The organism is Burkholderia savannae (assembly GCF_001524445.2).
Classification (GTDB): Bacteria; Pseudomonadota; Gammaproteobacteria; order Burkholderiales; family Burkholderiaceae; genus Burkholderia; species Burkholderia savannae.
On record NZ_CP013417.1, the window covers coordinates 216,972 to 238,901 of the forward strand.

The following is a 21,930-nucleotide window of genomic DNA, read 5'->3' on the forward strand; positions in this document are numbered from 1 at the left end:
GCGTTAGCTCTTCTTGCCGGCCGACTGCGTGGACTTGCCGCCGGATTTCGCGGCTTCCTGCTCGGCCTCGAATGCCTGGATGCGCGCGAGCAGATCGTTTTCGCGCGTGACGAGGCCCGCGTGGCGCTCGTCGAATTCGGCAATGCGGCGTTTCAGGTCCGCTTCGGCAGCTTCGAATTCGTCTTCGGCGGCCTTCAGATCGCCCTCGCGCAGCTTGATCGACGCTTCGCGCTGCGCCAGCTCCGCTTCGATGTCGGCCAGCGCCAGCGCACGCTTCGCGTCGTCTTCGCTCACGTCGAGCGTCAGCGTGTCTGCATTTGCGAGCGCGGCGATCACGTGGTCGGCGTCGTGGTGCGGGAGCGCCGCCGCTTCTTCGTCGCTGAGATGGATCGCCGTGTCGACCACGACCAGGGACTTGTCGGCGACGATTGCGGCGTGTGCGTCCGGATGAAGCGCAGCCAGCGCGATCGTTTTCGGCACGATCCCGAACACATGGCCAGCGCGGCGAAACCCTTCCTTGGCCGACGCCACCTTGATCGCCGGATGTTTCTTGCTCATGAACCTCTCCTGTGAATTCGAACCCAACCGGAGCCCACCATTGCGCCGCAGCTCCGGGACGGTCTTCCTCCGCGCTTATCGGCGTCGCGCGGCCGTCTCTCGCGGGGGTGTTATCCCGGTGTGTCCTGCTATGCCAGCCAGGGCGTCGCCAATAGATCGGCCGAACCCTTCCAGACGTTGGTCGCGCCGTAGTTGTTCGCATCGGCGTTGAGGATCTTCCGGCCGCGCCCCTCATACATCGGCGGCACGACCAGGAGCGACGGTCGGATGCCGAGCGGGCGGCCGTTGTCGCCCTTCATGCTGGTCATTGCCTGGCGAGCGGCCTCGTAGCTGTCTTCGTTCAGCTCGTCCTGCGATGCATACGCGAGTTGCCAAAGTGCGAAGCCGACGTTGCAACGTGCGTCGACGCCGTAGCGGAGCGCGTTCGCCGAGAACACGACTTCGTCGGTTTCCTGGTCCATAGCCACGAAGTTGTACGGCTTGCGCTGCTGCAAGATGATCGGCTTGACGACGCGCGTCATATCAAGCAAATACCAGGTCGGGCCAGTGCCTGCCTTGAAGTTCGAGACGGAACCGACCGTGCCGTTTTCCTGCACGACCGGATGATCGGTATCGAAAAAATATTGACCGTCGTAGCAGGTTTTCGTCGCACCTTGCTTGAGCAAGCCGAACACCAGCTCGTCCGGATGCTGCTTCGCGTCGAGGCCGAGCTGCGCCATAGCCGGCTTGTAAATGCCGTAGGTATCGTCCTCGACCGTGGTGCGGCCGACTGTGACTGTGTTCTCAAACGATTTGTTCTTGATCGAGAAATCGTGGGACGTCAGGTTCTGAAGAACACGGTCGCCGATCCACTCGCGAAAGCGTGTGGTCTGGCCGAGCCACGGATAGACTTCCTGCGAAGTGGTCGACGGCACTGGCATCGCCACGCGATTCCAGTCGGACGGCGCGCCGTCGAAGGCTTGCTGGAATACGGTGTTGTATCCCGTGAACAGGGCGCGCAAGTTGGCGCGATTGATTTCCATGTGCGTTCCTTATGGAGTAGTCGATTGGGGTGTAGCGGATCGCGTTAGAACGCTATCCAGACGCCGCCCGGGTCGATGTCGACCACGGTGCCGGCGACCGAGCGCTTGCCGCCGCCGTCCGTCTTCGCGACGGTCTGGTCGTCGACGATGTACGCGGTCGAGCCGATGTCCTTCAGCGTGAGTTGATCAGCGCCGGCCGAATTCGCGACACGCCACTGGCCGCGCCGGATCGTCACGTTCGTCGCGCCGTCCGCGCCGGCCGTGTTGTCGATCTGCTCCTGGACGATGCCCGCGCCCTTGAGCGTGGTCGATTCCGCGCCCTTGGTCGCGAAGCCGGTCGCCGTGTCGATCGCGGCGATCGCGCCGACAAAGAACAGCACGCCGCTCTTGGCCGGGTAGCTGAACAGCAGGCCGGCGCGATGGACGGTGTCGCGGTCGGCAGTCAATGCAGTCATGTGAATCTCCTGGTGGAAGTGAAACGAGCGGCCACGCGACCGTCAGGCGGCCGGCTGCGACGTCTTGTAGGTCGCAGGGTCGAGGCCGAGCGCCTTACACACGGCGAGTTCTTCGGCCGACAGCGCGGCAGCGCCCGTTTTGTCATCGGCCGGCGGGTTGCCGCCCGTCTGCGTGCCGCCGAGCGCTTGGATCGGTTGAGCGGTCGAGATGAATTGCTTCAGCGCGGCGACGTTGCTCTTGCCCAGGTCGCGCGCCCAGCCTTCCTGCGCAGGCAGCAGGCGGCCGTTCTTCAGCGCGGCCGTCACCAGTTCCTCGACTTCGTTGCCGGCGAGCTTCGCGTTGGCCGCGTCGAGCTGCGTGCGCAGGTCGGTCATGACCGCGATCGGCACGAAGCGCGCCGGGTCGGCCTGGTTTGCCGTGAGCGTGGCGATCTGGCTGCGCTGCGCGTCGAGCAACGCCGGCAGGTTGGCGCTCGCGGCCGCGACGCCCTGGCCGCCGGACAGCGATTCGATCAGCTTCTTGAGCTGGGCCGTGACGTCATCGGCGGTCGCGCCGACCGGCATGTTCAGCAGCCAGCGCAGTTGTTCCAGGAGTTCTTCCATATTGGGAACCTCGGTAGGTAGGACAGTGGAAAGCGCCGCGTGCGCGGCGGAGTCGAATGCGTGCATCGCCGCCGAGCAGGCAGCCGTGAGCTGCACCTCGTCGAGACAGTCGAGCGCGGGGTCGTTGGTCAGCGCCGCATTGAGCAGCGCGGTCACGTTGCCCGCCTTGTCAAAGGCGAACACGGGAGAGATGTAGGCGTATTCGTCGGCGTCGAGCATCAAGGAAGCGCGAGCGGTCCATTTGACGTCGGTCGCGTACAGACCATCGCCTTCACGCCATTCCAGCGTCTTGAACCACGCGGCGGCCGGCGCGGGCTGGCCGTTCGTCGCCGCGTTCAGCGTCTGGTGCTCATAGTCGATCACATAGCGGGTCTGGCGCGCGCTGGCCGCCGCGATGAGGCGTTCCGCGCCAGCCGCATCGAGCCGCCACGCTGCGCATTGGGTCGGCCGGCCGTCCCGCGCACGGAACTCGCCGGCCGGCAGCAGCTTGAGCGTCGTGCCGGTGGATTGGATTTGCGCCGAAAGCGCCGCGATGAAGAAAGTAGCCATGCCGCCATGGTGGCGGCCAGTAGCGGGCCTGACGAGCTGGCAGAGGTCAGTTGGGCCTGCCGTCATCCGCCACGAGGGGGCCGCTATACTGCGCGCATGGAAAAAATCTCATGCGCCGGGCGTATCTCGCACTGGCGATTTTCGGTTTTCCCGAGCCCGAACAGTTTTTCTCAACACCCTCCCGATAAGAAATCGTTTTTAACGGGGGGTTTAAACAACGTGGCGGGCTTCGCCAGTCCTGACCTATACCTCGGCAACCCCACAGTATCCCAGCGGCTTCTAGGCCCTAATTTTCCATTTCGGCCTTTTGCCGCCACTCAAGCATCGAATAGGCGGCGCAGGTAGGTGGAAACCTCCGACTCGATCCCGATATTGTCCGCCTCGGTCAGCACGAAGAACGGACGCGCCGGAATCTTGATCGTCCAGCCCTGGCTGCGGGTCCATTTCACGATCTTGACCTGCTTGTGGCCGTTCTTCGCGAACACGGCCAGGTGCGGGTGGTTCGCTTGGCGCATGATCATGCCGTCGCGGCCCTTGCGCAATCTAACGTAGCCGGACATGGGATGGCGCTGGATCGTGCCGCCGAACTGGTGGATCGCCGCGTATACGACATTAGTGCCGACGCGGGCGGACGTGGCGTCGTGCGTCGACGTGACGCTCGACGCGAGTCGGCCCGAGCGCTGCAGAATCTTGCCAGTGCCGGCTTCCTCGCGGCGGCGCTTGAGCGTCTTCGGACTCAACCCGAGCCACTTCGGCCGCCCCTGTTGCGCGAAATTCTCTTCGACTGCGTCGAGCATCAGCGCGGCGATCAGCGACGTGATCGGCGAGGCATCCTGCATCAGCGCGTACACCCGCGCCATCGCCGCCTCGTACTGCGTGTCATCGACCTGGGTTTCAATCATCGGCTATACTCTGTTGATACCGATTGCAGTCGCACAAGCTTCCGACTGACGCGACCAAAGGAACTGCACGGTGGCCCGCGACGAGTCGGCGTCGCGGGCTTTTCTATTTGCGGTACGCCAGAAAGCCGTCACGCTGCTTCTCTATATAGCGACGGCGCGCTTCCTCGCCGCGCTCGACGTTCGCCATCATGGCCGTCGACCCGGCCCAGCCGTCCTGGCCCAGCTCGAACACGCTCAGACCGTATTGCGCGCCAGCCTGGCCGTCGATCAACCAGGACTTGATGTAGCGCCGTTTGAGCAACCACGCCCCGGGCTGCGCGCGACTCTCTTCCCACCGCAGCCATACCTCGTCCGGTTCCTGGATCGCCCGCGCGAGCAGCGACATATACGCGCCGCGCCCATCCTTGTCCGCCTTCCAGCTTCCGTCGCCGGCCTGGAACAGATCCTCCGAGATCGTGACGGCCGAGCGCGTGACGTCCTTGAATACCTTCGACTCGCCGAGCTGCAGGCCGAACTCCCGCAGGAACGCCTGCGCGTATTGCTGCGGGGGAAGGCCGGCCGGCAGCATGGTCGACGCCGGCACCGGGGTCGGCGTCGGCAACGTCGGCAGCTCGACGCCGGACGGGAAGGTGCGCGGCAAGCTGTCGGACGGCGGCGGTGTGAACGGCTTCATCCACTGCGCGCCGGGGTTCGAGCTGAAACCCGGGTCCGGCAGCAGCTTCTGACCGGTGGCCGGGTCTTTATAGGCGAGCGCGGGCTGCTTCACGCCCGAGCGATCGACAATCTCGACCTCGACGATGTTCCCCGTGCTGTCGCGTACCGGGATACCGTTCTGTTCGACATACGCGCGCGTGCGGGTCCGCACGCGGCATCGGCACCGGTAGCCGTTCGGCGGATAGAACGTCAGCCAGAACGGATCGTCGTACCGGTAGATCGCGCCGGCGAGCGCGCGGTGCGCCGGCCGCGTGCGGCTATCGAGCACCGCGACGTACTCCCAATACGGATGCGTGTCGACCTGCTCGAGCTGCGTTGCGTAGCGGCCGGCCATGTAGGCCGACTGCATGTTGGTCTGGAAGATCGTCTGCAGGCGACGGGGCGTGAGCCGCTTGCCCTCGATCTCGCCAGTGTCCGGGTCGACTATTACGCCCTGGCCGAGCCAGCCCTTACGCTCCAGGACCGGCGAGAGCTGCCGTTTAAACTCGTCGAACGTCGTGCCCTTTTTTAACGACGTCGTGAGCGCCTGGCGAATGTCCTGCAGCACGTCGACCTTCATCACGCCGGCAACCGTGAACGCCTTCGCGTGCGCCTCGGCGGCGACGTCCTGCCAGCGGAATCCGATCTGGTAGCCCTTCGACTCGAAGTAGGCGATCGCTTTCTCCGGTTCGAGGCCGATCGCGTAGGCCAGATCAACCGCCATTCAGCCGCCCCCACACGTCGGCCACGAAGATGCAGTGCGCGAGCAGCTCCTGCATCGCCGTATCGTCCATGTCCGGCTGCGCTTCGAGCAGCATCTCGATCGCCTCGTCAGGCGTCGCGCCCCGACGTAGCGCCGCGATCGCCGGTCCGAGCGTGGCGCGCAGCGCCTCGGTGATCGCGTCGGCCGGCAGCGCGGCGATCGTCTGATCCAGTTCGTCCTGATCGGGATAGACGATCTCGCCGGCTGCGTTGCGCAGCACGGCGCGATACCGCATCTTCGCGGTACGCGGCAGCTCGTCGACACGTTCCTCGGGCGGCAGCGCCATCTGCGGCTTCGGCACCGTGAGGATGTCCTCGCCGTCCTTCGGCTCCGGGATCATGAGCTTGTCCTGCGCCCACTGGCGGCCGATTTTCATTCCGGCTCCGACGAACTTCGGAATCGCATCGGCATACAGCGCCAAGTCCGCAGGGTCGCGGGTGTCGAATTCGAAACGCGGGCAGCGGCGTGGGTCGGATGCGCCGAAGTTCAGCGCCGACAGCATGTAACAGAGGCTCGTGAGCGTGCGCTGCGCCTGGCGGGCATCCGACGTCAACAGATCCTGCCGCACCTCGTTGTGCGTCTTGCCGAGCGCGTTCGTCGACGTCTTGCCGTCGGCCTGCGACGTAAGCGTGCCACCGAGGATCGCCTTCGACACGCTCTTCTCGCACCAGTTGATCATCGCCTCGAACGGGTCTTTCGTGCCGTCGGACGCTTCCTGGAACTCGATCATCATCCCCTCCGGGATGATGCCGGCCGCGTTGTGGCCGATCTCGGCGACCGCACGCAGCAGCGTGGCTTTCTCTTCCTTCGTCGAGCCCGGCGGATACTTGCCGACACGCAGCGGCAAGCCGTAGATTTCGAGGAACTCGGCCAGGTCCGATACGGCATAGGTCTTGAACAGGTACGGCCACGCCAACACGCGGTGCAGACCTGCACGGGTCAGATAGCCACTCTTCGCGCGATGCTTGTGCACGAGCCATCCGAACGGCCAGAGCGGTTGGCCGTCCGACGAGTTGTCACGCAGACGCAGATCGTTGCCGTCGTACAGCGGCGTGCGGAACCAGCGCTGCGGCCGGTGAGTAAGCGTTTTCGGGAGCCATACCTTCTCGACCTGGTGCCACTCGATCTCCTGCGCCGAGAAACCGTGGCCGACCGCGTCCATCAGATCGAATAGCACGTCGTCGAAGTTGGCGATGTCGGTGAACCACTCATCCAACTGCGCGGTTTGCTTTTTCTCTTCGGCGCTGGCATTCGCGGGTGCGACGATGTTCCAGTCGAGCGTGAGCAGCGCGCGCTTGCGCTTGCTCATCTCGGCGAACAGGTGCGCGTCGCGTTCCTCCATGTCGACGAACAGATCAGACTGCGCCATCAGGTCGCCATACTCGGCGGCTTCCAGAATCGAATGCAGCTTCTTCGGCGTGAGGCCCCGCGACGGATGCTGCGCGAAATCGCGCGTGATCCAGCCGAGCTTCGACGTCTGCGGTTCGGACAGCACTTCGCGCTGGATCGGCTGTCCGTACATATCAAGAATTTGAGCCATGTTCAGTTTCCTCAATAGCCGCGCCGGCTCGACAGCGGATAGTCATAGTCGTCGTCATCGTGATCGGCACCGCGCTCGATCGGCCGGGACGTGACCGCCTCGTAACCGTCCGTGATGCCGTAGCCGCGCGACTGCGCGATCATCCAAAGAATGTGCAGCGCGGTCAGGCCGTCAAAGTGGTGATGGCCCTGCGGCTCCGGCCATTCATCCAGCTCGGCGAGCAGCGCAGTTTGCGTCGCGTGGAACAAAATCGATGGCGTAATGCGATCCGTGACGAACGGCTCCAATGAATCGATCCGCAACTCGGGTGCGACGCTCGCCGTGACGCCGACGAGCGGTAACGGCACGCCGGCCCGCAATGCGGCCTTGATCAGATCCTGTCGCGCCCATTCATACGCATTGTTGTTTTCGAAGCCGAACGCGCGGCACCGGAATTCACGTTGAACCTTGATCAGGTCAGCTTCGAGCTTCGACGGCACGCGGCGCTTGATCTCCGCGTGGATGACATGCAGCTTGCGACTGACGATGTCCAGACCGCCGACCAAGATCGCGGACGGGTCCGACTTCCTGCCTTGCCCCATCGATGGATCGCACGCGCCGAACATCAACCAGGACTGCAATCGCTGCACCCAGAACGTGATGTGACCGAACACCTTGTCTTCTTCGGTGCGCGGATCGCCCTGCATCTCGGTCGCGAACGCGCGCGGCGATTTCGCACGCTGACGCATCAGATAGAACAGCGTGCGCACCGATGGCCACGACGTGACGGCGCCGGCGTCCATCTCGGCCCGGTGCTCCAGGTAGAACTGATACGACGGGAGATCGGTGTCGGCGATCGCCTCACCACGCGCGGCGGCCTCTTCGATCGCCGGCTTGTCGTCGTTGAGCATCAGCGCTTCGCACTGCTGCCACAGATCCATGTTCGTCGGCATCTGCGCGATCGCGCGGAAGTGGTGGACGATATGCCCGATCGTGCGCTTCGCGCGCGAGATCGGATCATCCTTGTCCAGCACCGTGCCGACGCCGATGTATTTCACGCTGCCGTCCGGCGGGCCGAGGTAGTCGATCGCCTTTTCCAGCCACGTCCAGCGGTTCTGGCGCTCGGTCGGACTCTTCGCCTCGGCGTCGGTGATCAGATCATCGCCCATCAGCACCTTCGGCCGGCTGGCACCGTGGAACGTCCCGCGAATCGCTTGCTCGGCACCGAACGGCTCGACCTTGACGCCGTTCTTCGTGACGAACTCGCCGACCTTCCACATTGGTCCCTTGCCGCACACCTCGGGGAAGTCGAGCTGAAGCGCTGCGTTAGCGGTCAGCTCGGTTTTAACCACTTCGAGCAGCTTCGTCGGCAGCGATGTTTCCGCGCCGAGCAGGATGACGTAGTCGAGGAACGGCGGCAGCTCGCCGGTCCAGCCGATCTCGCGTCGGACTTCCTCGCGCTGCAGCAGCCCCTGCACGATGATGTACACCGGGCCGATCTTCGTGCACATCGACGACTTCGCCTCGCCGCGCGGCGCGACCCACCATTCACGCGTGCCGCCGGCCTGGCGCAGCAGCTTCGGAAACCGGCCACAGAAGTGCGCCTGGAACAACGACGGCGTACCGCGAATGTGGTGCGGGAAGTACGTGTAGGCGAAGAACTGGTAATCGCCGTCGACGAGCACGCGGCGGCGGCGCTCCGCGCGCGCAGCCGGCGACGGATCGAGGCCCGTTGCATGGGCCTCGATATCGCGCCGCAGCTCGGCCTGCAGCTCGGCGATTTCCTTGTGGAAATCCTTCTCAGTGAACTTCTGGACCATGTCAGTCCGCCTTCGCGTCGAGCAGCGCCTGATAGACCTTGTACACATCGACGCCGTCATACAGATTGTGCGTCACATAGATCACGTTGCCGGTCACCGTCTCAACAACGAGGCGCGTATCGCGATCACGGTGTTCGATACGGGCACTAACGACGTGAACAGGATTCACCGCGTTGTCGCGGGTCAGTTTAATCAGCATGTCATCACCTCAACCATAGGCGGTGGCCAACTCGTCGCCGAACGGGCCGAGGACATCGGCGAACGCGCCGACGTGTTCCGGATGCCGATCCTTGATGAATGTAGCCAGGCGCTGCACGACGCCCATCGCGATCGCCAGCTCGTTCGTCTCCGGCAGGATGCGTTTCGATGCGTTGATCGTCTTGTTGTACGCATCGGCGAGACTCGCGAGCAGCGCGACCTTGTCGGCCGGCTTCATCTCCGCACCGTCCAGTTCGTCCATCGTCGCTTGATATTGCGTGACCAGGCCGGCCAGCATCTGACGGGCCGCGCCTTCAATGCCACCGCCCGCGATGAGCTGCGCTGCCTGGGCCTTGTCCCAATCGTCACCGGCCGCGCGCGCATCGTCCTTCCAGCGCCGAGCCGTCGACGAATTGACGCCGCTCTTTAGCGCGGCGACTTCGAGCGACAGACGATCGAACACGAAAGCTCGACGCACCTTGTCGCGCACTTCCTTCGGGTAGGCCATGCGCGTTAAATTCCCAGCTTCGCGCGGGCAAACGAGATACCCATCGCGACGATGCCACCGGCCACGGCACCCGCGCCAGCACCGGCGACCGCCCCGTATTTGATCGAGCGCTTCTCGACGTTGGCGAACTGATTCTTCAGCTCACTCATCCCTGCATCGATCTTCTTCAGCAGCAGCATTTCAGGGCTGTCGCTCGGCTTCACGTCCTCGGTCATGGTTTGTCCTGTTTTCTGTCCAGCTTGGTGTTGATGTCAGTCAGCTTTTGATCGATGCTGCGCAGACCGTCTCGGAATTCGTCGCGCATGGCCTGATTCTCGGAGCGAGGGACGTATTCACGCGCCACCATCTCGCGGAACGCAGCGATGTCGCGCTGGATGTTGGCGTCCCTGGCCTCGTTGTCTTCCAACTTCTTCAGGACGCTCCGGATCACAACGCCGCCGAAGAGGTTGACCGCTCCGAGTAGAAGCGTGATGACGCCCATAAAAATCGCGGCCGGATCGAATGTCACTTGCACGCATACCTCCGGTTGATAACCTGCTCACGACGCTCCTGGCATTCAATGCAGAATCGGCAGCCCGGTACCGCGCGTCGACGTTCCTCGGGAATTGGTTCGCCGCATGCATCGTTCTGGCAGAACGCTTCCGAACTGGCAGTGCTGCGAGTGGGTCGCGTTGCCGCCGCGATCGCGAGCGCGCGGTACTGTTCTTCGATGTCGCTCGCGTGGTCAAAGTCATCCATCTATTGCTTGTCCTCTTGCTCCGGAAGCGCGGCCTTCACCGCCTTCAATTTCGATTCGGTGTTTCGGGCGCGGGTCGCGTAGTCGACGACCCAGTCGAGGACGTCGGCTTGTGATACCCCGGAGTCAGCGGCGGCATCGGCGTCGGGTCCGACAACAGCAGAGGCGGTATCGGTGCTTGTCGGCACTGCGGAATCACCAGCGTCGGCGATGCCTGCGGCGTCGTTCCACACGCGGACAAAGCCACGGCTGAACACACAGCCAACGACAGGCGACGCAGTTTGCAGGGCAGTGGCCGGCGTGCTACGGCGAGGTTGCGCGACATGATCGATTCGCTCCTTCAGCGCCGTCGCGGTCTGTGCGACGGCGGTTTGAACAGTGAGATAGCCGGACTCCACGGCTGACGCACGTGTCACGTCGGCCGCGTACTTGCCGAATGCGTCGCTCGCGGCCGACGTGGATGCATGCTCGACGGACGCACGGTAGTCGGCCAACGCCTTGTCACCATGTGCAGTCGCAACGCTGTAGCCGTGCTGGTAGGTTTTCGCGAAGGCGGACGCGAGCAGTGCGGCAATGACGATGCCTGCGGCCAGCTTCCCGTACTTACAGATTGCTATCGTCATTTGCCCTTTCCTTGGAGGGACGGCCGCGCCATGCGGCGAGCGCCTGGATGACTGCGGAATAGCCGCCAACGCAACCGAGATAGATCAACCAAGTATCGAACGTGAGCTGATTACGGATGCCCTGATAGATGAACATGCCAGTCGCGACGGCCGACGCGATGTTCGGCCAGAGCTTCGCGTGCGAAAGCTTGCCGTCGTGGCCAGTGATGAGATCGGTGAGACTCATGGAGTCAGCTTGCCGTCAGGAACAGCGTGCGCTCGGCGCGACGACGGCGCGTCAGTCCGGCCATCGGCTTTCCACCTGCCTTGTCCCACAGCAGGAACTGTTCGGCCGCGCCTGCATAATCCTTCGCGCGCAGCTTCCGGAGAAGCGTCGACGAGCCACCGGAACGCAGATACACCAGGCCGTCCTTGACGCCCGGCTTGCCAGGACCGATGTTGAATACAAACGACACCAGCGCATCGAACTGACTTTGCGTCAGTTCGAGATCGAAGTCATTGATGATGTCCTCTCCGCGTGTACGGATGTCTTGTGCGAAGAGCATGTCGGACACTGCCTGCGTGATCTTCAACCCCTTGTAGACGTCCGGTCCGGTGTGGCCGCGCCCGATCGTCCAGGGTGCGCCACCCGTCGCAGGATCGGGGTACGCTTCGAGACGATCGCTCTCGAAATCCTCGATCAGATTGCAGCCGGCGGGGGACAGTCGTTGTTGCTTCATTGCCATCTCCGATTGAATGGCACGACTGTAGGCTGCGTGTAGCGGACACCTTAGTGGATCAGTGTCAGTGCAAACAAAAAGCCCCGCACGCGGCGGGGCTTCGTTTAATCATGGCGGGATTCTAACGCTAGAACAACTCCGCCTGGGGAACGGTGCGTTCAGATGCGTCGGCGCGCTTGAGGATGCGCCAAACATGTCGGTCGGCCATCTGATAGCGAAGTGCGAGCTGCGCGACAGCGTGGTTTGCAGCATGGTCGCGGGTCAGCATGTCGAACTCTGCCCGAATGCTCCGATACATCAGTTCACGCATGGCTTTCACGCAACGCGGAATGTACAACACGTCACCTCCGAAATGCGCCGTAAGCTGATCGGCCGCTTCCGGGCCTACGATCTCGGCAAGCGCCTCGTAACGGATTTCGCCGAGACGCGAGCGGCGCAGCGCGACCGGGAACGTCGTGCCGCCGAGCTGCTCGACCAGGCGTACCGTCGTCGGCAGACCGATCAGCTTGACGATCGTCTTCACGACGTCGGGCAACAGGTGTTCGACACCATCGAACTTCATGCCGACCTCCGCTTCGCATCGTATTGCAGCGCGGCGATGAGCTTGCCGAGCATCACGTCGTCACAGAACTCGATCGCGTCGACCTTGCAGATTCGCTTCACCATGCCGCCGACGTAATCCCACGGACGGCCAGCGTCAGCTAGCAGCGCTTCAATCTTGCGAATCTGAGCGGCACGCGGCTGCGCAACGTGCGGTCGACGGCCGGCATCGCGCTTCGGTTTGAAGCCGCAGCGCTCGAAGTGCTTCAGCAGCTTGTGCGCCCCCTCCGGAGTCAGGTCTTTCGACGAGCCGACGCCGGCGATGCTGCGAAGCACCGTGCGGTATTCGTCGTCGGTCATCGCGAGCTGTTGTTTGGCGATGTGGATTTTGGCTATCGTTGTTTTCGCGATCAGCATCACGACCTCCACCAGCGCCGCAGTTCCTTGCGGCAAAGACAGACCAGGAAGACGATCCCGGCCAGGATGACGGCGATGTCAGACATGGGCCGCATCCGATTCAGTCACATCGACCGACGTGTTAACCACCACCCCAACCGAGACGAGCGAAACCGACTGGTTGACACGAGCGAAGTGGCGCAGCATCGCTCCCGGTGCGCTCCATGTAGGCATGAAGATCGTCGCGGTCTTGTCCAGGTCCGGGAAGTACTTCCGGGCCTTCCGCTTGCCGAATTGCTTCTCGATGTTCGCGCGCTGCGATGGTGTGTACGCGCAGATCTTCGTAGGCCGATAGAACCGATGTTCGGGCGCATCTGCCTTCAGATAGCTTCCCCGGAACCAGCCGTTCACGTAGACCATCAAGTCATAGCGACGCGGCTTCGTTCGCTGCACCTGAATCGTGACCGTGTCACCATCGCAGCGAAGCACGACGCACCCATACGGAAACGACAGTTCCGTGTCGATTTTCTCGATGTCTTCTCGCGAGAGTTTTGACATGGCTCCTCCCTATACCGGTTTCGCCGCCTGTGCGGGAGCGCGAGATTCGAGCGCTTCGATCGCGGCGAGGATCGGATTGTTAGCGCTCGACCATTCGCCAACATCCACCTCGAGGAGCTTTCCGACCGATTCGGCTAGGCGCGTGCCGTCCTCTTCCATCTGGTCGCGCTCGTCGATCGTCCGCGAAAGAACGCGCTCGAGCGCCTCTTCCGCCCCCGACTCGTTGGCGGACGCGGCGCGGGCATTCATCGCCGCAGCGATTTCCGTGGCAATAGAATCAGTGATCGCAACAGCAAGCTTGGCGTCTCCGCTCCAAATCTCGCGCGCGTGCGCAACAACTTTGATGTGACGTGGTGACCGCTCGTTCGCCGGCGCTGCCGGTGCGGGACGTGACAGCATCGGGTTGAGGCGCAGAACTGCATTCCAGAACTCGCGAGCCGCGTCGTCGACGGTCAGGTGGTCGGCAATAGTCACACGGCCGTCGTCGGCGATCGTGATGATCGGTTGGACCGATTGATCTAGCGACGTGAAGGCGATGCTAACGGTGCAATCGTCTTTGTAGGACATGGCTATGTACCTCTCAGATTGCCGCGAGATCGAGACTGATCGCGCGATATTCTTCCGTCTCGTCGACGCGCTCGTACAGCCGAATATATGGCTTGCTGCCCGTCACTCGAATGCTGTCGACGATCGCACGCATCGCCTTGGTCCACTTCGGATCGTCGATCGCGAGGCGGCGCAACGCGAGAATGCGCCCGGTGTTCACGTTGCCTTCCTTGTCGACCTGGAACGCTTCGTTGATCAGCACCTTGACCTTGTCGTTACTGCCTTCGGTCCATTCGCGCAGGCACTCGTCGATCAGTTCCTTCGCCGCCTGCAGGCGCTCGTCGAACTGAAGGTGTTCGGCGATCTGGCGCACGATCTTGTAGCGACCGTCGAACGTGATGAGCGAAATGTTGCCCTTCGCGCCACCGACCTTGACGCCGTATTGCTCATGGCTAGTTGCGACGAACGCAGCGATGTCGCCGAATGCACGCGTCTTGAACTCAGCCATCTCCGACTGAAGACGCCTGGCTTCGGCCACCAACGACGTGATCGTTTGATCACGCAACTGGTCGATCGGCTCGACCAGCGATTCCGGAATGAGGCGGCCACGTGCGTCTTTTACGTAGCCGACCGGGATTTGATTCTTCGTCATAGCGTGTTCCTGGTAGGAAAATGGATTGACCGGTCAGTGCATGCGCCAGAGGTTCTTGCTCTCGATCGCCTCTTCGATCTTCTCTCGCACGCGCGGCCGCTCCGACAGATACTCATCTAGACATTCGGCGAGGCCAGTGATATCTCCCTGAACGTGCAGCGTCAGGAGGTGATTCACTGCACCAACCATTTGCGAACCAATCTCGTCGTACTGTGCGATCTTGGTCAGAAGTTGCTGCACCGTTGCGTTCGCGCGGCGCAACTCGCATCGCAGTTCGGCCACACTGCTTAATGCCTCGGGGTTGGTCAGGGTTTGGCCTTGGGTGATATGGATAGTCATGCTTGTGCTCCCGCGATCGCTTCGATGTTGATGCAGTCGACGAACTTGAGCAGACGAGACGTTTCCTCGCGCGTCAGCTCGATCGTCTTCCGTCCCTTGGTTACCGTGAGGCGGCCGGCCGTCGAGAAGCCGCAGACGAAATCACCAGGCGCGGCATCGGTCGGAGTAAATGCCGGTGCTTTTCGCGCGGCTTTTGTCACGGTCTGTTTCGTGCCGTCGAACTCGCGCACAAGATCGTCGCTCGGGTAGTACAGATTGATCGGGGACGAGCCATCCATGACCTTCTTGTCGCGGATCACGCGCCCCTGGCGGATGTACGGATCGATGCGCGGCTGGATGTCCTTCGCATCCACGTCGAGCTGCTCGGCGAGCTGCGCGCCGGACGAACCCGGGTGGTCGATGATGGCCTGGAGAATCTGCTGTACGGATGCCATGTTCATTCCTTTCAAGAGAGGGTTTGATATGCCTTGATGAGCTTGCGAGCGGCAGAAACTCCCTGCCAGAACTCTTCCGTTGACTTCTCTTTGATGAGACGTTTCGCCATCGAAATCGCAGCGGCTTGCGTCTTGCCACTTGCAATACGAAAGCCTGTGCCAACGTGCGTCACGACAAATGCCGGCTCGCCCGCCGTTGTTGCAACCGGATTGGCATGAGCAGCAAACAGCTCCGTCGGATATTCGGGAAAATCGATGCGGTCGCCATCGACCGCAATACGACGGGCACGACGCCCTTCGTCAGAGCATGTGAAAACGTGTAGCTTCATAAAAGGACTCCTAATATAGTTTGATGATCTTCGGGAAAGGCGCTGCTTCTGTTTTTAGTGTCCTCGCTCCGTCCATAGCACACGGATCTCGCCGACCTTGAACTGGCCGGTGCGGTAACGTGAGACGCCCGAGCCACCCGTGCGGTAGTACGTGGCTTCACCTTTCGCGATCATGTCGGCGCAGACCTCGCAGTTCTGCACCTGGATCGTCGGCTTCGAGCCGTTCGAGAACTCGATGCCGATGACCGTGAAGCCCTGCGTGGTGAGCGTCTCGATCGTCGCTGCAAGACGCAGTGCCGTGAGCTGCATGAGCTGATTGATCGGTGGCACGGGCGAATTGAGGGCGTTACAGTTCGTCGTCACTTGGACTCTCCTTTAACGGGGCGCAGCGGGCAGTTGCGGCACGTGCGCCAGTGGCTCAGTTCCATCGGGTTATTGATCGGGGCGCGGCGATTGGCGAAGGACACGCATACCGTCAGCGAGATCGGCTGCCCGGTATGCGTGCACTGCACCTGTCCGAACGTCTTCAGGACGCGGGCGGCGACGCGATCGGTGTTGCCGGGGTATTTGCCCGACAGGACAAGCGAAACGGTCGTTCGTGAGACGTCGAGCAGCTTGGCCACGTTGGTTTGCGACGTCGCGGCGACAGCCTCGCGAAGCATGGCGAGCCAGTCCGGATCAGCATGCGTCATGGTCCGGCTCCTCTTGCCATACGACCTTCCCAAGGTTCGGGTCGTAGACCGATTTCGTGCGCTGGATCATCGGCGGGCGCGGGCCGGTGTACTTCGATGCGATCAGGCGATACCGAGCCTGTTTCGCGCCCTTGCCACGGATGTATGCGTGACCCGAATCAACGAGTGTCAGGTAGCCGGCATGCGACAGGCATTTGACGTAGGACTGCGCCGTCGAGTCGGTGATCGCGACGTCGGGCGTCGACGCACGCATAGCCAGCTCGCGCGGCGTGAAGTCGCCCATGATGCGCATCGTGCGCCACATATGTTCGTTGCCACGCGACTGCATGACGGGCTGGCCCTTGCGATCGAGACGCGGGGCTTCGACACCGACGTCGCGGACGAGGCGATAGTGCTTCCGATCACTGATCGCCTTGCGCTCGCCGATCTGCTCGACGTACTCGCCGCGTTCCAGCGCTTGCAAATACGTCTGAACGGTCGCCTTGTCGATGTCGGCAGCACGGACGATGCTGTGCGGGGTGAAGTCGTCTCGCTGGCTGCGAATCGCTTCCCATACACGCTGTCGCGGACCCTTGCCGCCGGTCAGTTCGAGGTGGGCGGGTTTTCTAGCCATGTTTGCCTCCCTTCACAACAGCCAGAGCAGCGAGCGCGATGCAAGTCAGCGCAGCGAACAGCACGACGACCGTCCAGGTAGCCAGATCGATCCAGGTCGACGGGATCAGCAATCCGGCCAGGAGTGCAGCGAGTGCCACTGCGGACACGCGAGCGACGAACTGAATCGCTCGACCGGCATCGGCGGCGGCATTCGCTTCGGGTGTGATGTGGTGGTCGATCATGTCGACCTCACACGCGGCGCTTCGGCGCTTCGCCGGTGTACAGCTCGCGCTTGCCCCACTGCGCGAGGTCGATCGCATCCTTGCCGGCCATCAACGCTTCCTCCTGGATGCGTTCGAGATTCACGCAGACGCGACGCACGGACCCGTGCGCCAGTTCGACGAGCCGCGTGAGCAGATCGTCCGCAACCGTGATGTGTCGGCAATACAGCGTCGCGAGCTGGCGAGCGTCGTCGATCGTGACGGGCTGTGCCGGCACCCAGGCCAGCACGCGGCCGTGCATACGCTCCCACTTCTTGAGTTTGATCGGCAGCGCTTCCTCGCCGATCATCAAGATCGGTGCCTGGCTCGACTCGTACAGATCGCGGACCAGCTCGACCGCGTTGCGGTCGACCAGGTGATCCATCTCGTCGATGATCAGCGGCCGGCCGGACGCGGCCAGTTCTTCGGCGACCTGATCGGCCATCTCGGGGATCGTGCCGCCGGGTTTGATACCCATCTCGAACAGGATCGCTTTCAGGAAATGCTTCTTCGTCCAGACCGACTTCGCCTGCACGTAGCGCGCGCGGCGAGCGTTCGCCACGTAGTTCGCGGCCATGCTCTTGCCGTAGCCGGACGGGCCGTAAAAGCACACGAGACCGGGCAGGTTCGCGCTGCGCGAGACAGCTCGCTCGATCGCGATGTCGCACAGGTTCAGGTTGGTGATTTGAGCGACGCCGCCTACAATCGGTTTGAGCGTGGATTCGAGTTGTGTCATGCTTGCTCCTGTTGGTGTTACTGATGGCTGGCGAGCTGCAACTCTTCAGCCTGTTCCGCGCGGCGCTTTTGCGCCGCAAATTCTTTGCTCAACGCGTATCTGCCGTACCACTGCAATTCGTCCTGGTCCGGAATGCCTCCTGTTTCGATGTGTTCGTTCAGGGTCTGCCACCGGGCAAATCGCAGTTCGGGTGTTTCCGGAAGCTGAAACACGGTGGCGGTTTCAGTGACGGCTTCCGGTTCCGATTGCGGTTCAAGGACCATGGGCGCGGCCGGTTCGATGTCGATCACTGGCTCGACGTCCACAAAGCGCCGACTCAGCGCGTCGCGCGTGATGTCGCCGAACCCTGGGATCGTGATGACCTCGGGCGTTTCGAGGGTGAGTGCCGGTTGGCCACGACGTTCCGCCTCGACCTCGTCGAGCTTCACTTGCAGGCGATTCGCTCGCGCATCGGCACGCTTCTCGCGAGCCTGTTCGACAGCGGACTGCGGCATGTAGGCCCGTTCGTTCGCGCCGGCCTCGGCCTGGCAGATGTAGCGACCGTCGAGCGCGTAAATCCAGACGAACCGCGCATCGTTGATGTCGTAAGCGACTTGAACTTCTTCGTCGTGGAATTCGAGCAGCTCCTGCGGATTCGAATACCGGTGATTCAGGAACCGAACCTCGCCGCGCGCGACGGTGCGCTTGATACGCGGCCGGAATACCATGCGCGCATCGTGTTCGTCGAGCGTGTCGGCCTGCCAACCTTGCGCGCCATGTGCCGCCCACGCTTCATTGGGTGACATGTGCCGACGCTTGCCGGTGTTTGGATCACGGATGACGGGTAGCGTGCTATGGGGACGGTCGTTGTACGCGTCGACCTGTTCCTGGCAAAACTGGATGAACGCGTCCCATCCCATCAGCGAGATCGCGCCGCCGTGCTTGAGAGCGTCGCGCGTGATCTTGAACATCACGTGCTTGGCCTGGCGGTCCATGTCCACGCCCATGTACGACGGCAGCGTCTTCGCGGCGGCGACCCACAGCGTCTGGTGAAGGCGCTCGACGACACCTCGTGCCTGCGAGTTGTACGGAATCGAGTGCGTGACGACGAAGCCCAGGCGACCCTGGACGCCGACGCCTTCGTCTTTCAGCAATGCGTTCTTGTAGCCGGACCCGTTGTCGACGTAGAACATGCTCGGCACGCCGCACTTGAGTACTGCGGTACTCAGCGCGTCGAGCACGGCGAACGACGACTCGGCCAGGTCGAGCGAGATGCCGACCGCGCGTCGCGTGGCGACGTCGATAATCGACGTGATCTCCGGCCGGAACGGCCGACCGTGCAGCGGGTGCTGTACCTCCGCGTCGAACGTATGACCGTCGGCCGACCAGATGTCGTTCGGCAGCAGCTTGTCGAACGTGCGGCGGATAAACGGCAGCATGGTCTTCAGTTCGCGCGATCCCATACGCCCGGTCTGCAACGTCACGCTGCCGAGCTTGTCGAGGAAGCGTCGGACCTGATGGACGCTCGGCACGTCGTAGGTGACCCGCTGCACCGCGCATGCCGTCGTGAAGTCACGATAGGCTTGCTCGACCGACGGCTTCTGCGGCTGCTGATAGTGTTCGAGGAAGAGCTTCGCCCACGCCGGGATCACGAAGCTCGACTTCGGAATCTTCGGCGCGAGAGAGCCTTGTTTCGCGAGGCCGAGATAGCGCTTCAGCGTGCGGATGCTCGGGAATTCGTCACCCTTGCGACCGCGCGCATCTTTGGCCGCGCGCAACATGGCTGTCAGGTGATCGTCGAGCGTGCCGAGGCGCGCCTGCGTGAGCAGCGTGTGCATCGCCGCCTCGCGCGAGACACGGCATTGCGTCATGATGCGATCGAGCATCGACAAGATGCCCTTGCGCGCATCGGCGCGCAGGCGCTGCACATCGGTCTCGACGAGCTGCAGTTGCTGCTCGCGGCGGATGATCGCCTGCGGCTTCGCTTCGGGCATCGTCCCGACGAGCGCGGTTGACGCTCGGCGGCGGATTTCTGCTTGTGCGTCGACGGGCAGGCTTTCGAGCGCATATTCGAGGCCGCCACCGCGACCCTCGCGTTTCCGAAACGACCAAGCCGCCGATTTCGCGCGCAGTTTGACACCTTGCATCGTGGTCGGAAGGCTCGGCAAGTTCATGCCCGCCAGTTCTGCGGCGGCGTAGTGCGATTTGACGACGGCCTGCATCACTCGGCCTCCGCATCATCGAACCGCAGCTCAGGCGCGCGATCCTTCGTGACGTTCTCGCGGTGGTAGCCGGCCTGGGTCATCGCGCAGGTCAGTGCCGCGATTGCTTCGGCCTGTTCGTGGCCGGATGCGTAGTAGCGGCAAAGCACAGCCGCCGCGTCGGCAAACGCGCTTTGCAAGGATGCGAGATCGGAGACGCCGGGGCGACGGCCGGTCGGAATCTCGATGACGACGCGGCGGCCGTCCGCAACGCACAGGTATTCGCTGACGAAGCGTGCGCCGCAGAATTCTTCGAATTGACGCACGCGGTTCAGCGGCATCGACGTCTCGGCGAGCCAGCGATACAGCGTTTTTACTTCGACGCCCATCAGATCGGCCAGCACCTTCGCCGGCCGGCGGCGCTCGTCAGCATGTTGAACGCACAACTCGAAAGCCTCACTCAGGCTTGTCGCGTGCAGGGATTTCCAGGTCCGTTTTCTCATCGTCGTGTCGTCCAGGTCGGGAATCGCGCCGATAGCGCGTCGGGATCGGGGTGCGTACGATTCAATCCATTGCAACGGCGGCCGAACGCACAGTGCGGGGCGCACAAACAGGGGAGGACGGTGACAAAACGGGCGTAAAATTTCGTTTCTCGTATCGGCTCGGCCAGATTGCCTCTGGCGGAACGCCGATCGTTTCAGCAATTAGCTTCTCGGCGTTCGGATACGCCGTGCGAAGCGCGTTGCGCAAGGTTCCAGGCGCATATCCGTGATGGATTGAAAGAGCGCGAAGGGACCAGCCGGCCTTTTTCACGGCGGCGATGATGTCCGCCTGATGCCAATCGGATCGTTGGGCGGTCTTTTTTGGGACATTTTCATGCCTCATGGCGTACTCCATGCGGTTCGTCATGAAGCAATTAAACCCGAACGGAACGCGAAAATCAACCCTTTCGGGTTGTTTATTGTTCCGATCGGACTTGTCATCACCCCGATTGGGTGATTTTCCCTTGTAAATCAACCATTTGTACGGAAGATGAAAGCAACAATGGAGCGAGATGCCCCTCTTTCAAGTTCCGATCGGGATGTTGAAACCTTCAACAAGCAGGTCGGCGAGAGGCTGCGTCGTGTCCGAACGGACGTGTTGAAGACGTCGATCGCCGAGATGGCAGCTACCTTCGGCATTGGCACCAGCACAATTCAACGGTACGAGAACGGGGAGCGGACTCCCGACGCGTTCTTTCTTCGGCAAGTCGCCGAGCGAGCCGGGGTTCCGATCAACTCGCTGTTTGGCCAGGAGCCTGAGGTAGCTCCCACCGCCTTCACCGAGGGGCGATCTGACGACGCGCAGCCCCAAAGCGCATGTTTCGATACGATGGGAAACCCGGTCGACATCGCCGAGTTCGTGTTTATCCCGCGTTACAACGTGAAAGCCGCCGCTGGGCACGGGGCGTCGTTGGGCGACGGCAAACCTCCGCTGGCGATGGCTTTCCGGCGATATTGGGTCGACAATTACCTACGGATCAACCCGAAAGATTTGGCTGTGATCGCAGTAAAGGGCGACTCCATGGAAGGGGTGCTGAGTGATCGGGACGTAATCTTGGTCAACCAAGCGGATACCCGACCAGGCGCAGGTTTGTACGTGCTGAGAATGGACGGGGAGCTGTTTGTGAAACGTCTTCAGCGGCTTCCGGAGGGGAGGCTCGAAGTAAGTAGCGCCAACGAGGCGTACCGGCCGTTTACGGTTGATATGGCGTCGCCGCCAAGCGACTTCGAGATCATCGGCCGCGTTGTCTGGGTGGGCCGGCAAATATAGGTGGTGTGGATAACTTCCACTCCCCGCCTATTCTGGTGTCAAAATCTTTGCGAAATCCGCGCATTTCGCAGTCATTTCTCGCAGAATCCTTCGCGCACCGCCGCGACCGCCGAAATTGCCCGACGCCTTGTGCGGCGGGCGTTCGAGCGCTTTTCTAGTCCGGATTCTGGCGGTGTCAAATCGAGCACCTCCCC

33 protein-coding genes are annotated in these 21,930 nt (G+C 62.4%); 1 reads left to right on the forward strand and 32 read right to left on the reverse strand.

Features of this window, described 5'->3' with window-relative positions; genetic code table 11:
- Positions 1-3: 3 nt before the first annotated feature.
- The 32 genes from WS78_RS01170 to WS78_RS01320 form a co-directional block, all read right to left on the reverse strand.
- On the reverse strand, positions 4-558 hold the full coding sequence (locus tag WS78_RS01170; protein ID WP_059580628.1) for a hypothetical protein: 555 nt from the start codon (positions 556-558) through the stop codon (positions 4-6).
- Between the two features lie 128 nt (positions 559-686).
- The gene (locus WS78_RS01175; RefSeq protein ID WP_059580633.1) at positions 687-1,580 is read right to left on the reverse strand and encodes a Mu-like prophage major head subunit gpT family protein; all 894 of its coding nucleotides are present in this window, start codon (positions 1,578-1,580) and stop codon (positions 687-689) included.
- A gap of 44 nt (positions 1,581-1,624) precedes the next feature.
- On the reverse strand, positions 1,625-2,035 hold the full coding sequence (locus WS78_RS01180) for a hypothetical protein (RefSeq protein ID WP_038748614.1): 411 nt from the start codon (positions 2,033-2,035) through the stop codon (positions 1,625-1,627).
- Between the two features lie 42 nt (positions 2,036-2,077).
- On the reverse strand, positions 2,078-3,187 hold the full coding sequence (locus tag WS78_RS01185; protein WP_038748613.1) for a phage protease: 1,110 nt from the start codon (positions 3,185-3,187) through the stop codon (positions 2,078-2,080).
- A 317-nt stretch (positions 3,188-3,504) separates the two neighbouring features.
- A complete protein-coding gene (locus WS78_RS01190; RefSeq protein WP_059608733.1) occupies positions 3,505-4,089 on the reverse strand; it encodes a phage virion morphogenesis protein in 585 nt (194 codons plus the stop codon).
- 103 nt (positions 4,090-4,192) lie between these two features.
- The gene (locus WS78_RS01195) at positions 4,193-5,506 is read right to left on the reverse strand and encodes a PBECR2 nuclease fold domain-containing protein (RefSeq protein ID WP_059580643.1); all 1,314 of its coding nucleotides are present in this window, start codon (positions 5,504-5,506) and stop codon (positions 4,193-4,195) included.
- The gene (locus WS78_RS01200) at positions 5,496-7,085 is read right to left on the reverse strand and encodes a DUF935 domain-containing protein (protein WP_226377187.1); all 1,590 of its coding nucleotides are present in this window, start codon (positions 7,083-7,085) and stop codon (positions 5,496-5,498) included. The genes WS78_RS01195 and WS78_RS01200 overlap by 11 nt, the downstream gene beginning before the upstream one ends.
- Before the next feature lie 11 nt (positions 7,086-7,096).
- Positions 7,097-8,884 (reverse strand): hypothetical protein, encoded by a 1,788-nt coding sequence (locus WS78_RS01205; protein WP_085701499.1) that lies wholly within the window; start codon positions 8,882-8,884, stop codon positions 7,097-7,099.
- 1 nt (position 8,885) lies between these two features.
- Positions 8,886-9,083 carry a hypothetical protein gene (locus WS78_RS35455; protein ID WP_156437474.1) on the reverse strand — a complete coding sequence of 66 codons (198 nt, stop codon included), beginning with the start codon at positions 9,081-9,083 and terminating at the stop codon, positions 8,886-8,888.
- Positions 9,084-9,092: 9 nt separating this feature from the next.
- Positions 9,093-9,590, reverse strand: coding sequence for a DUF1804 family protein (locus WS78_RS01210; RefSeq protein ID WP_059583899.1), 498 nt, complete (start codon positions 9,588-9,590; stop codon positions 9,093-9,095).
- A 5-nt stretch (positions 9,591-9,595) separates the two neighbouring features.
- Entirely contained in the window at positions 9,596-9,805 is a 210-nt protein-coding gene (locus WS78_RS01215) for a hypothetical protein (RefSeq protein WP_017880468.1), read from the reverse strand.
- Entirely contained in the window at positions 9,802-10,104 is a 303-nt protein-coding gene (locus WS78_RS01220; RefSeq protein WP_226377188.1) for a hypothetical protein, read from the reverse strand. Before WS78_RS01220 ends, WS78_RS01215 begins: the two co-directional genes overlap by 4 nt.
- The gene (locus WS78_RS01225) at positions 10,095-10,328 is read right to left on the reverse strand and encodes a TraR/DksA C4-type zinc finger protein (RefSeq protein ID WP_082717426.1); all 234 of its coding nucleotides are present in this window, start codon (positions 10,326-10,328) and stop codon (positions 10,095-10,097) included. The genes WS78_RS01220 and WS78_RS01225 overlap by 10 nt, the downstream gene beginning before the upstream one ends.
- Positions 10,329-10,949: a hypothetical protein gene (locus WS78_RS01230; protein ID WP_038748603.1), complete on the reverse strand. Its 621-nt coding sequence runs from the start codon at positions 10,947-10,949 to the stop codon at positions 10,329-10,331. It lies immediately after the preceding gene.
- Positions 10,930-11,175, reverse strand: coding sequence for a hypothetical protein (locus WS78_RS01235; RefSeq protein ID WP_038748602.1), 246 nt, complete (start codon positions 11,173-11,175; stop codon positions 10,930-10,932). The genes WS78_RS01230 and WS78_RS01235 overlap by 20 nt, the downstream gene beginning before the upstream one ends.
- Before the next feature lie 4 nt (positions 11,176-11,179).
- A complete protein-coding gene (locus tag WS78_RS01240) occupies positions 11,180-11,668 on the reverse strand; it encodes a lysozyme (RefSeq protein ID WP_017880473.1) in 489 nt (162 codons plus the stop codon).
- 127 nt (positions 11,669-11,795) lie between these two features.
- Positions 11,796-12,230 carry a Mor transcription activator family protein gene (locus tag WS78_RS01245; protein WP_038748601.1) on the reverse strand — a complete coding sequence of 145 codons (435 nt, stop codon included), beginning with the start codon at positions 12,228-12,230 and terminating at the stop codon, positions 11,796-11,798.
- Positions 12,227-12,625 (reverse strand): gp16 family protein, encoded by a 399-nt coding sequence (locus WS78_RS01250; protein ID WP_063889469.1) that lies wholly within the window; start codon positions 12,623-12,625, stop codon positions 12,227-12,229. Before WS78_RS01250 ends, WS78_RS01245 begins: the two co-directional genes overlap by 4 nt.
- A gap of 78 nt (positions 12,626-12,703) precedes the next feature.
- Positions 12,704-13,162 (reverse strand): hypothetical protein, encoded by a 459-nt coding sequence (locus tag WS78_RS01255; RefSeq protein WP_156432295.1) that lies wholly within the window; start codon positions 13,160-13,162, stop codon positions 12,704-12,706.
- 9 nt (positions 13,163-13,171) lie between these two features.
- The gene (locus tag WS78_RS01260) at positions 13,172-13,729 is read right to left on the reverse strand and encodes a hypothetical protein (RefSeq protein ID WP_059582598.1); all 558 of its coding nucleotides are present in this window, start codon (positions 13,727-13,729) and stop codon (positions 13,172-13,174) included.
- Positions 13,730-13,742: 13 nt separating this feature from the next.
- Complete coding sequence (locus tag WS78_RS01265) at positions 13,743-14,360, reverse strand: DUF3164 family protein (protein ID WP_017880478.1); 618 nt, start codon at positions 14,358-14,360, stop codon at positions 13,743-13,745.
- A 33-nt stretch (positions 14,361-14,393) separates the two neighbouring features.
- On the reverse strand, positions 14,394-14,699 hold the full coding sequence (locus WS78_RS01270) for a hypothetical protein (protein WP_059582595.1): 306 nt from the start codon (positions 14,697-14,699) through the stop codon (positions 14,394-14,396).
- Positions 14,696-15,133, reverse strand: a complete 438-nt coding sequence (locus WS78_RS01275) for a hypothetical protein (protein ID WP_038719153.1) — start codon at positions 15,131-15,133, stop codon at positions 14,696-14,698. The genes WS78_RS01270 and WS78_RS01275 overlap by 4 nt, the downstream gene beginning before the upstream one ends.
- Before the next feature lie 11 nt (positions 15,134-15,144).
- Positions 15,145-15,462, reverse strand: coding sequence for a hypothetical protein (locus WS78_RS01280; RefSeq protein ID WP_080109822.1), 318 nt, complete (start codon positions 15,460-15,462; stop codon positions 15,145-15,147).
- Between the two features lie 54 nt (positions 15,463-15,516).
- The gene (locus tag WS78_RS01285) at positions 15,517-15,825 is read right to left on the reverse strand and encodes a hypothetical protein (RefSeq protein ID WP_226377135.1); all 309 of its coding nucleotides are present in this window, start codon (positions 15,823-15,825) and stop codon (positions 15,517-15,519) included.
- Complete coding sequence (locus WS78_RS01290) at positions 15,822-16,154, reverse strand: helix-turn-helix domain-containing protein (protein ID WP_059582586.1); 333 nt, start codon at positions 16,152-16,154, stop codon at positions 15,822-15,824. Before WS78_RS01290 ends, WS78_RS01285 begins: the two co-directional genes overlap by 4 nt.
- Entirely contained in the window at positions 16,141-16,767 is a 627-nt protein-coding gene (locus tag WS78_RS01295) for an IclR family transcriptional regulator (RefSeq protein ID WP_038719151.1), read from the reverse strand. Before WS78_RS01295 ends, WS78_RS01290 begins: the two co-directional genes overlap by 14 nt.
- Positions 16,760-16,990 (reverse strand): hypothetical protein, encoded by a 231-nt coding sequence (locus tag WS78_RS01300; protein WP_017880484.1) that lies wholly within the window; start codon positions 16,988-16,990, stop codon positions 16,760-16,762. Before WS78_RS01300 ends, WS78_RS01295 begins: the two co-directional genes overlap by 8 nt.
- Before the next feature lie 7 nt (positions 16,991-16,997).
- The gene (locus tag WS78_RS01305; RefSeq protein WP_038730309.1) at positions 16,998-17,744 is read right to left on the reverse strand and encodes an AAA family ATPase; all 747 of its coding nucleotides are present in this window, start codon (positions 17,742-17,744) and stop codon (positions 16,998-17,000) included.
- Between the two features lie 17 nt (positions 17,745-17,761).
- Positions 17,762-19,945, reverse strand: coding sequence for a DNA-binding protein (locus WS78_RS01310; RefSeq protein ID WP_085701500.1), 2,184 nt, complete (start codon positions 19,943-19,945; stop codon positions 17,762-17,764).
- Positions 19,945-20,502, reverse strand: a complete 558-nt coding sequence (locus WS78_RS01315) for a hypothetical protein (protein ID WP_226377189.1) — start codon at positions 20,500-20,502, stop codon at positions 19,945-19,947. The genes WS78_RS01310 and WS78_RS01315 overlap by 1 nt, the downstream gene beginning before the upstream one ends.
- On the reverse strand, positions 20,489-20,941 hold the full coding sequence (locus WS78_RS01320) for a helix-turn-helix domain-containing protein (protein WP_226377190.1): 453 nt from the start codon (positions 20,939-20,941) through the stop codon (positions 20,489-20,491). Before WS78_RS01320 ends, WS78_RS01315 begins: the two co-directional genes overlap by 14 nt.
- A 27-nt stretch (positions 20,942-20,968) precedes the next feature.
- Here WS78_RS01320 and WS78_RS01325 point away from each other — a divergent pair, with 27 nt between their 5' ends.
- Positions 20,969-21,736 carry an XRE family transcriptional regulator gene (locus tag WS78_RS01325; protein ID WP_052145086.1) on the forward strand — a complete coding sequence of 256 codons (768 nt, stop codon included), beginning with the start codon at positions 20,969-20,971 and terminating at the stop codon, positions 21,734-21,736.
- The last annotated feature ends 194 nt before the right edge of the window (positions 21,737-21,930 follow it).

Coding starts and splice junctions, on each gene's coding strand:
- WS78_RS01170 (WP_059580628.1), bottom strand. CDS start 558: ATGAGCAAGAAACATCCGGCGATCAAGGTGGCGTCGGCCAAGGAAGGG.
- WS78_RS01175 (WP_059580633.1), bottom strand. CDS start 1,580: ATGGAAATCAATCGCGCCAACTTGCGCGCCCTGTTCACGGGATACAAC.
- WS78_RS01180 (WP_038748614.1), bottom strand. CDS start 2,035: ATGACTGCATTGACTGCCGACCGCGACACCGTCCATCGCGCCGGCCTG.
- WS78_RS01185 (WP_038748613.1), bottom strand. CDS start 3,187: ATGGCTACTTTCTTCATCGCGGCGCTTTCGGCGCAAATCCAATCCACC.
- WS78_RS01190 (WP_059608733.1), bottom strand. CDS start 4,089: ATGATTGAAACCCAGGTCGATGACACGCAGTACGAGGCGGCGATGGCG.
- WS78_RS01195 (WP_059580643.1), bottom strand. CDS start 5,506: ATGGCGGTTGATCTGGCCTACGCGATCGGCCTCGAACCGGAGAAAGCG.
- WS78_RS01200 (WP_226377187.1), bottom strand. CDS start 7,085: ATGGCTCAAATTCTTGATATGTACGGACAGCCGATCCAGCGCGAAGTG.
- WS78_RS01205 (WP_085701499.1), bottom strand. CDS start 8,884: ATGGTCCAGAAGTTCACTGAGAAGGATTTCCACAAGGAAATCGCCGAG.
- WS78_RS35455 (WP_156437474.1), bottom strand. CDS start 9,083: ATGCTGATTAAACTGACCCGCGACAACGCGGTGAATCCTGTTCACGTC.
- WS78_RS01210 (WP_059583899.1), bottom strand. CDS start 9,590: ATGGCCTACCCGAAGGAAGTGCGCGACAAGGTGCGTCGAGCTTTCGTG.
- WS78_RS01215 (WP_017880468.1), bottom strand. CDS start 9,805: ATGACCGAGGACGTGAAGCCGAGCGACAGCCCTGAAATGCTGCTGCTG.
- WS78_RS01225 (WP_082717426.1), bottom strand. CDS start 10,328: ATGGATGACTTTGACCACGCGAGCGACATCGAAGAACAGTACCGCGCG.
- WS78_RS01230 (WP_038748603.1), bottom strand. CDS start 10,949: ATGACGATAGCAATCTGTAAGTACGGGAAGCTGGCCGCAGGCATCGTC.
- WS78_RS01235 (WP_038748602.1), bottom strand. CDS start 11,175: ATGAGTCTCACCGATCTCATCACTGGCCACGACGGCAAGCTTTCGCAC.
- WS78_RS01240 (WP_017880473.1), bottom strand. CDS start 11,668: ATGAAGCAACAACGACTGTCCCCCGCCGGCTGCAATCTGATCGAGGAT.
- WS78_RS01245 (WP_038748601.1), bottom strand. CDS start 12,230: ATGAAGTTCGATGGTGTCGAACACCTGTTGCCCGACGTCGTGAAGACG.
- WS78_RS01250 (WP_063889469.1), bottom strand. CDS start 12,625: ATGCTGATCGCGAAAACAACGATAGCCAAAATCCACATCGCCAAACAA.
- WS78_RS01255 (WP_156432295.1), bottom strand. CDS start 13,162: ATGTCAAAACTCTCGCGAGAAGACATCGAGAAAATCGACACGGAACTG.
- WS78_RS01260 (WP_059582598.1), bottom strand. CDS start 13,729: ATGTCCTACAAAGACGATTGCACCGTTAGCATCGCCTTCACGTCGCTA.
- WS78_RS01265 (WP_017880478.1), bottom strand. CDS start 14,360: ATGACGAAGAATCAAATCCCGGTCGGCTACGTAAAAGACGCACGTGGC.
- WS78_RS01270 (WP_059582595.1), bottom strand. CDS start 14,699: ATGACTATCCATATCACCCAAGGCCAAACCCTGACCAACCCCGAGGCA.
- WS78_RS01275 (WP_038719153.1), bottom strand. CDS start 15,133: ATGGCATCCGTACAGCAGATTCTCCAGGCCATCATCGACCACCCGGGT.
- WS78_RS01280 (WP_080109822.1), bottom strand. CDS start 15,462: ATGAAGCTACACGTTTTCACATGCTCTGACGAAGGGCGTCGTGCCCGT.
- WS78_RS01290 (WP_059582586.1), bottom strand. CDS start 16,154: ATGACGCATGCTGATCCGGACTGGCTCGCCATGCTTCGCGAGGCTGTC.
- WS78_RS01295 (WP_038719151.1), bottom strand. CDS start 16,767: ATGGCTAGAAAACCCGCCCACCTCGAACTGACCGGCGGCAAGGGTCCG.
- WS78_RS01300 (WP_017880484.1), bottom strand. CDS start 16,990: ATGATCGACCACCACATCACACCCGAAGCGAATGCCGCCGCCGATGCC.
- WS78_RS01305 (WP_038730309.1), bottom strand. CDS start 17,744: ATGACACAACTCGAATCCACGCTCAAACCGATTGTAGGCGGCGTCGCT.
- WS78_RS01310 (WP_085701500.1), bottom strand. CDS start 19,945: ATGCAGGCCGTCGTCAAATCGCACTACGCCGCCGCAGAACTGGCGGGC.
- WS78_RS01325 (WP_052145086.1), top strand. CDS start 20,969: ATGGAGCGAGATGCCCCTCTTTCAAGTTCCGATCGGGATGTTGAAACC.